This window comes from Pseudomonas sp. PS02303 (genome assembly GCF_029959925.1).
GTDB lineage: Bacteria > Pseudomonadota > Gammaproteobacteria > Pseudomonadales > Pseudomonadaceae > Aquipseudomonas > Aquipseudomonas mandelii.
The window spans coordinates 1-5,841 of the sequence record NZ_JASCOM010000327.1 but is presented as its reverse complement, the minus strand read 5'-3'; the positions used below and the strand labels follow the sequence as shown (position 1 = coordinate 5,841).

Below are 5,841 nucleotides of genomic sequence, written 5' to 3'. Positions count from 1 at the left end.
ACCTGTCACATATACGTTCGATTATGTGACAGTGTGAGCCAGAAAGTTCTCGCCGTCAAAAACTGTCACTTAACCCGTCATTTAGTCTAAGACCTGCAAACGGCCATTCAGGCTCGTAATGTGACAAAAACTCCGGCGGGATGCCCTCCTTGGTGAACGTGGCGCGCAAACGTTCCAGGGATTCGGGGTCGCGTCGCCCGTAGGACGCCAGTGTGAACAGCAAGCGGGCCGTCTCCGGGTTGTGTCGCGCTTCAATGATGGCCTCATCGATGGCCTGGGCTGCTCGTTGCCAGTGGTTGATGGGTTCCGGCTTCGGCACCTTCGCCGGCAGGCCGTTGGTGAAACCAGTGTGCGGCTCCGTCTGAAACAGCGCGGCCTGTTCCCCGCGCGGGATCAGCGCCTTTGACTCGATCAGCGTGATGGCGGTGGCCGCCGCCTCCAGCATCTGCCACTGCACCGCCGGGGCCAGAATCTCGTAGGGACGCCACAGACTCTGCCCGGCGCGCAGCGGATGGCCGCAGCGCTCCCAGACATGGCGGATGCTCGCCGAGCAACTGCCGCAGTGCGAGAGCGGCGTGTTCAGCTCATCAAGCAGGGTGCGCAGCAGCCGGAACCACAAGCCGGCGTGGACACGCCGACGCGGCAGCTCCACAAAACCCGTCGTCAGCGCCTGCCAGGTGCGCCGGTCCATGCAGGCGATTGCGTCATCGGCAGGGCGCGGCGCAGCATCGGCGATTTCCCACTGAAGATACCGGCCGGGCATGCCCCAGTAGGACTCCAGCCAGCAGCCATGCTGCGGGCAGCTCAGCATCAAGGGGAGCTGCCAGACGAGTAGCACAGCTTGATTCGTTGGATCGTTCAGACACTGCGGACACGCCCGGCGAATCGTCTGGCTCGGTAGCCAGGCACGCCAGCGAGTGATGGACCGCACCTTGCGGGTGCGCTTGGGCAGGAGCACCGCGCATTGGAATGTATAGGTTTCCAAGGCTGCTGGTACCGAATCGTCGAGACTGTCGAGCAGCCACGGCACCCAGCCTGCAAGACTCATGCTGCGCAACCGCTCCAGCTCGACGCCACTGCGCTGGCAGAGCGCCGTCAGCAACGACAAGGATGGTGCGGTATCCAGGTCATCAAGTTGGCTGTGACCAAGATCGTGGGCCAGCAGCTCGTGCACGTCCATCTGGTAGCAGGCGGCGACCCGGTTGAGCCATGAGGACAGGGCTTCGCCTTCCTTGGGTGCCGGATGCAGCGGCCAGCGCGGCGCGGACTTCACATCAGTTCCCGCTCGAACTGTCGCCGCCGCTCACTGGGGCCGATGTAGTCGGCCATGCTGAGCGTGCGGTGGTTGATCGCTTCCTCGCCACTCTCCACGGCGGCGACGGCCGCCGCCACCAGCAGATGTGCAAGCTCGCCGATGGTGCCTTCGCTCCGGGTGAGCAGGTAGCGGGCCATGTCCAGCGTGGCAATCGGGGATGGCCGCCGTAGCGGGAGTGACGCCGCGAAGCTGGCCAGCAGCGAGCAGCAGTCCTCATTGGCCTCCCACGGCGGCAGCAGCATCGGCTCGAAGCGGTTTTCCAACTGATCGTCCGAACGGATGGCCAGGTACGCCTCGCGCGTGCCGACCCCGACCAGGGGGATACGCAGCTCGTTGCCGAGGAAGCGCAGCAGGTTGAGGAACTCGCGCCGGTTAACGCTGTTGCCAGCCAGTACATTGTGCAGTTCGTCGATCACCAGCATGCGCACGCCGACCTTGCGCAGCAGGGCCAGCGCCAGTTGCTCCATTTCCGGCAGCCGTGGGCGCGGGCGCAGCGGCGCGCCCATCGCAGCCAGCAGCGCGACATAGAAGCGGATCACCGATGGCTCTGACGGCATCTGCACGACCAGCACCGGGATATGTTCTTGGTCAGCGTCGGTGCCGACCGGGTGCGCCCGCCGGAATTTCTCGACGATCATCGACTTGCCGTTGTTGGTGGGGCCGACCAGCAGCAGGTTTGGCATGCGTTGCTTGTTCGGCCACGCATACAGAGTTTCCAGCCGGTTCAGCGCCTCGACCGCGCGCGGGTAGCCGATCCAGCGGTCGGCGCGAATGCGCTGGATGCGCTCGTCTGCCGGCAGCCTGGCCAAACCCTGTGCCGCTGGCAGCAGGTGGGACAGGTCAATGACGGGATATTCGTCCACGGCTACCACTCCTCGATCTGATCGAACGGTTTGGCCGGCGGCAGGTTGTCTGCCTGCGGGTCAGCCATGTCCACATCCGGCGGTATGGGCTTGGCCGGTGGCTCCGACGTCTTGAGGTGCTGGCGGCGATCAGCGTCGCGCCGCGCCTTGCGCGTGGCCTTCTGGGCGGTGGTCACGATCTCGCGCATCTGCCCGATCATGCGGAACAGCGCCGACTCGTCCACCTGCTCGCGCCCGAGCTGACGCAATTTGGCCAGCGCCTGGCGTTGTTCCCAGAGGGTGACGGCCGGATGGGACAAGGTGCGGTAGTGGATCTCCAGATAGTGCTGACCTTCCGGTTCCAGTACCCAGATGCGGCTGATGTCGCGCGGATCGCGCCGGATCAGGAAGGCGGGCAAGCGCTCGCGCCGGGCAATCCACGGCTTGAGGGCGTCGGCGTAGTAGTGGATGTGGTCGATGACAAAGCCGGTGCGGGTCAGGGTGCGGCGGATCACCGGCAGGAAATCGACCAAAAACGCGGTGGGGCGGGTAACGACGGCCGGGACGCCAACGCGCTCCACGGCCTCGGCCCAGCGCGCGGCCGGCGGCTGGAGCAGGCCGTTGTGCACGGAGCCGTGATAGGTGCCTACCGCCAACGCGAGCCAGCGCTCCAGCTCGCGCAGCGTCAGGGTGGCCATCTTCTCGGAATCGTACTCGCCGCGCTGGCCGGGATTGGAGAAGGTCGTCCCCGGTAATTCGTCGTGGATCATCTGCATCGCCGTGCCGATGATCCGTTCCACGATGCCGCCGTAGTGCGGCTGGCCTGGTGGGCGATAGTCCAGCCGGATGCCATGCTGTTCGCAGCCACGGCGCAGCGCTTCGCTTTTGAACTCGGCCGCGTTGTCCAGATAGAGCAGCCTGGGCTTGCCGCTCATCGGCCAGTCCATTTCCACATTCAGCCCTTCCAGCCAGGGCCGCTTGTCGCAGGCGGCATGCGCGAGGCATAGGCCGACCGAGACGGCGGACGGCGCTTCCAGCGTGACCACCATGCCGAGTACGCAGCGCGTGAACACGTCGATGGCGAGGGTCAAATATGGGCGGCCAATCGGTTGCCGGTCGCGCTCGTCGACCACGATCAGGTCGATGACGGTGTGGTCGATCTGCACCTGTTCCAGCGGCATGGTGACTTCGGGCGGAATGCCACCCGCGCCTTGCAAGGGACGGGCAGCGTCCTGCCCGCCCCGGCTGCGGGCTATTTTCGCCGGGTGTAGTCCGGCAATCCGCTGGGCCACGGTGTTGCGCGCCGGCACCGGCAGCTTCTGGGTTTTGCACGCCTGCGCGACTTCGCGGTGGAACGCCGCCAGGCTGCGTTTCTGCTTGGTCAGGAAGCGCTTTTGCAGCAGCTCGCGGATGATGCGCTCGACCGGTTCCGGCAAGCGCCCCTTGCCTTTGCCGCCGCCGGATCGGCCGGGCGTCAGGTCTGTTACCAGGCCAGTACCCTGCCGGGCGCGACGGATCAGGACATATACCTGTCGCCGGGACAGGCCCAGCGCTTGGGCTGCCTCATCGGCGGCTTCATGCCCGACCACCTCAAGCGCTGCCAGTGGCCCGATGATTTCCGTCCGGTGCCGGGCTTGCGCCCATGCCTCGTCGGGCAGGGTGGCCACGCCTTGCGCGGCAATCGGTGGAGTGTCTGATGTCATGCCCAAACCTCGCTTTGGTGCACACGAGTATTGAGCATAGTCGAGATTGGTGCAGACGACTCCTGATATTGGGCTGTCAGGAGCCGTATGCACACCAGGCGTTACATCCAGTCAGATGGTGCGGTCGTCTTCTGAAAACGACAGACGACCTCATCTCAACCTGATGTCCAACAAACCTACGTTTGATAGACATCTTTCCGTGAGCTACAATGTGGCTCATTAATCTAGAGGATCAACCTATGTCCGCAAATGCTGTAGTCCGTGCGCGTATTGACGAGCACATCAAGGAAGAAGCAACCGTCGTGCTCGCAGCGATGGGACTAACCGTATCCGATGCCTTCCGTATCCTGTTGACTCGCGTCGCCCGCGAGAAAGCCTTGCCCTTCGAGCCATTGGTGCCGAACGCCACCACCATTGAGGCGATGAAGGAAGCCCGCCGTGGCGGCTTGAAGTCGTTCGCTACCGTCGAGGACTTGATGGCGGACCTGAATGCGGACGATTGAACAGACCGGCCGGTTCAAACGCGACTACAAGCGCGAAGCCAAAGGCCCGCATCGTCAGACGCTGGCGAGTGACTTCGTTGCTGTCATCACAGCCCTGGCGAATGACCAATCGCTGGTCGAGAAGCACCGCGACCATGCACTCACCGGCGACTGGAAAGATCACCGGGACTGCCACATCAAGCCCGACCTGGTACTGATTTACCGTAAGCCGGATGACGCCGTGCTGCAACTCGTGCGCCTCGGGTCGCATAGCGAGCTTGGCCTGTAAACGCCGGGCGATGCTCAGAACAACGAAAGGACCGCGGCATGACAATCAGCATCACCGCGACGAATGGGGCGACAGCAATGACGGCGGCCCGCCGCAACTGCGCACTGATCTGTTGAAGTTACATCAACCGGCAATGGCCGTGTTCAACGAAGGATCGCGCAGCCAAGTAGCCGATCTGTTCGAGTTCGCCGTTGATCTGGAAGACCAGGTGCACCGCCTGATGACCCCACCGGAACAAGTGTAAGAACTGGTGCTCTATCCAGAAAGCCTATCCTGAATGTTCTCGGAGACAACGACATCATGAGCCGCAGCCGCCGCAAAACGCCCATCGTGGGACACACAACCTGCCGCAGCGAGCGCAAGGACAAGAAGCTTTGGCATCAGCGCTGGCGAACCCGCGAACGTACCGCGCTGGCCGGTGCGTCGCCGGAAGCTCTAAGTGCCTATCTACCTCTGCTGGAAAACCAGGTCAGCAACGTCTGGTCGATGGGCAAGGATGGCCGCTCCTACTGGGCCATCAAGTGCCAGGCCGCCACGGCAGAGCGCATTGCCAGCCGCAAGGGACGCAATCCGCAAGAGCGTGCCTCCTTGAAAAAGCGGCTGTTGCGCAAGTGGATGAGCAAATGAACCTACCCACCATCGAGGCGCTGGCCAGCGCTTGGGTGCAGATCGCCGAGGAAGCAAAACTCCCAGCCCACTACGAGGGTACAGCAACGCCGGATACACATCGGGCCTGCGAGGTGATCCAGGAGCGGATTCGAGAACACATCGTCGCCACCAATGACATGCGCCTGTTCGGCCTGCTGCACCTACTGGGGCAGGCGTCGCTGCGCATGGAGCAAGTGTTGTGGCCGGAAGAATATGAACGGATGACCCGCGAGATCGGGGAAGCTCTCCGTGAGGCCGACGACCCCAACGCCAAGTCGTATACCCATGAAGAAGTCATGCAGGCGATGCAGGTGCGCATCGACCAAGCACGAGACAAGCCATGTTGATTGGCTGACAGAAATTTCGGCGGTTCCGGCTTACAACCTCAAACTGGTCAGTTGCAGTTAATGTGAGCCGGAGGCGATGGAATGCAAGCCGATGCGGCTGAATGCAAGCTCGCTCGCAATTAATCTGAGCCAGACGGCTCCGTCAGTCGCAGTTAATTTGAGCCGAAAATTGCGTTGATTGCGAGCACGGCTGTTTTCGATTGCAAGCCGCTACA

8 protein-coding genes are annotated in these 5,841 nt (G+C 63.0%); 5 read left to right on the top strand and 3 right to left on the bottom strand.

Going from position 1 to position 5,841, the window contains the following annotated elements:
- Nucleotides 1-55 precede the first annotated feature (55 nt).
- From QMX98_RS31700 to QMX98_RS31690, 3 genes are read right to left on the bottom strand one after another with little or no spacing between them, the layout of a single operon-like run.
- Nucleotides 56-1,273 (bottom strand): TniQ family protein, encoded by a 1,218-nt coding sequence (locus QMX98_RS31700; protein ID WP_003465063.1) that lies wholly within the window; start codon nucleotides 1,271-1,273, stop codon nucleotides 56-58.
- A complete protein-coding gene (locus tag QMX98_RS31695) occupies nucleotides 1,270-2,178 on the bottom strand; it encodes a TniB family NTP-binding protein (RefSeq protein WP_003465065.1) in 909 nt (302 codons plus the stop codon). Before QMX98_RS31695 ends, QMX98_RS31700 begins: the two co-directional genes overlap by 4 nt.
- 2 nt (nucleotides 2,179-2,180) lie before the next feature.
- Nucleotides 2,181-3,860 carry a DDE-type integrase/transposase/recombinase gene (locus tag QMX98_RS31690; RefSeq protein ID WP_003465068.1) on the bottom strand — a complete coding sequence of 560 codons (1,680 nt, stop codon included), beginning with the start codon at nucleotides 3,858-3,860 and terminating at the stop codon, nucleotides 2,181-2,183.
- 239 nt (nucleotides 3,861-4,099) lie between these two features.
- Between QMX98_RS31690 and QMX98_RS31685 the strand changes: the two genes are divergently transcribed.
- The 5 genes from QMX98_RS31685 to QMX98_RS31665 are packed head-to-tail and all read left to right on the top strand — an operon-like array spanning nucleotide 4,100 to nucleotide 5,626.
- The gene (locus QMX98_RS31685) at nucleotides 4,100-4,363 is read left to right on the top strand and encodes a type II toxin-antitoxin system RelB/DinJ family antitoxin (RefSeq protein ID WP_172690158.1); all 264 of its coding nucleotides are present in this window, start codon (nucleotides 4,100-4,102) and stop codon (nucleotides 4,361-4,363) included.
- The gene (locus tag QMX98_RS31680) at nucleotides 4,350-4,631 is read left to right on the top strand and encodes a type II toxin-antitoxin system YafQ family toxin (protein WP_172690157.1); all 282 of its coding nucleotides are present in this window, start codon (nucleotides 4,350-4,352) and stop codon (nucleotides 4,629-4,631) included. The genes QMX98_RS31685 and QMX98_RS31680 overlap by 14 nt, the downstream gene beginning before the upstream one ends.
- Nucleotides 4,632-4,641: 10 nt before the next feature.
- Nucleotides 4,642-4,875 (top strand): hypothetical protein, encoded by a 234-nt coding sequence (locus tag QMX98_RS31675; RefSeq protein WP_232890020.1) that lies wholly within the window; start codon nucleotides 4,642-4,644, stop codon nucleotides 4,873-4,875.
- Nucleotides 4,876-4,931: 56 nt separating this feature from the next.
- Complete coding sequence (locus tag QMX98_RS31670; RefSeq protein WP_172690156.1) at nucleotides 4,932-5,258, top strand: hypothetical protein; 327 nt, start codon at nucleotides 4,932-4,934, stop codon at nucleotides 5,256-5,258.
- A complete protein-coding gene (locus QMX98_RS31665; RefSeq protein WP_172690155.1) occupies nucleotides 5,255-5,626 on the top strand; it encodes a hypothetical protein in 372 nt (123 codons plus the stop codon). Before QMX98_RS31670 ends, QMX98_RS31665 begins: the two co-directional genes overlap by 4 nt.
- Nucleotides 5,627-5,841: the final 215 nt, after the last annotated feature.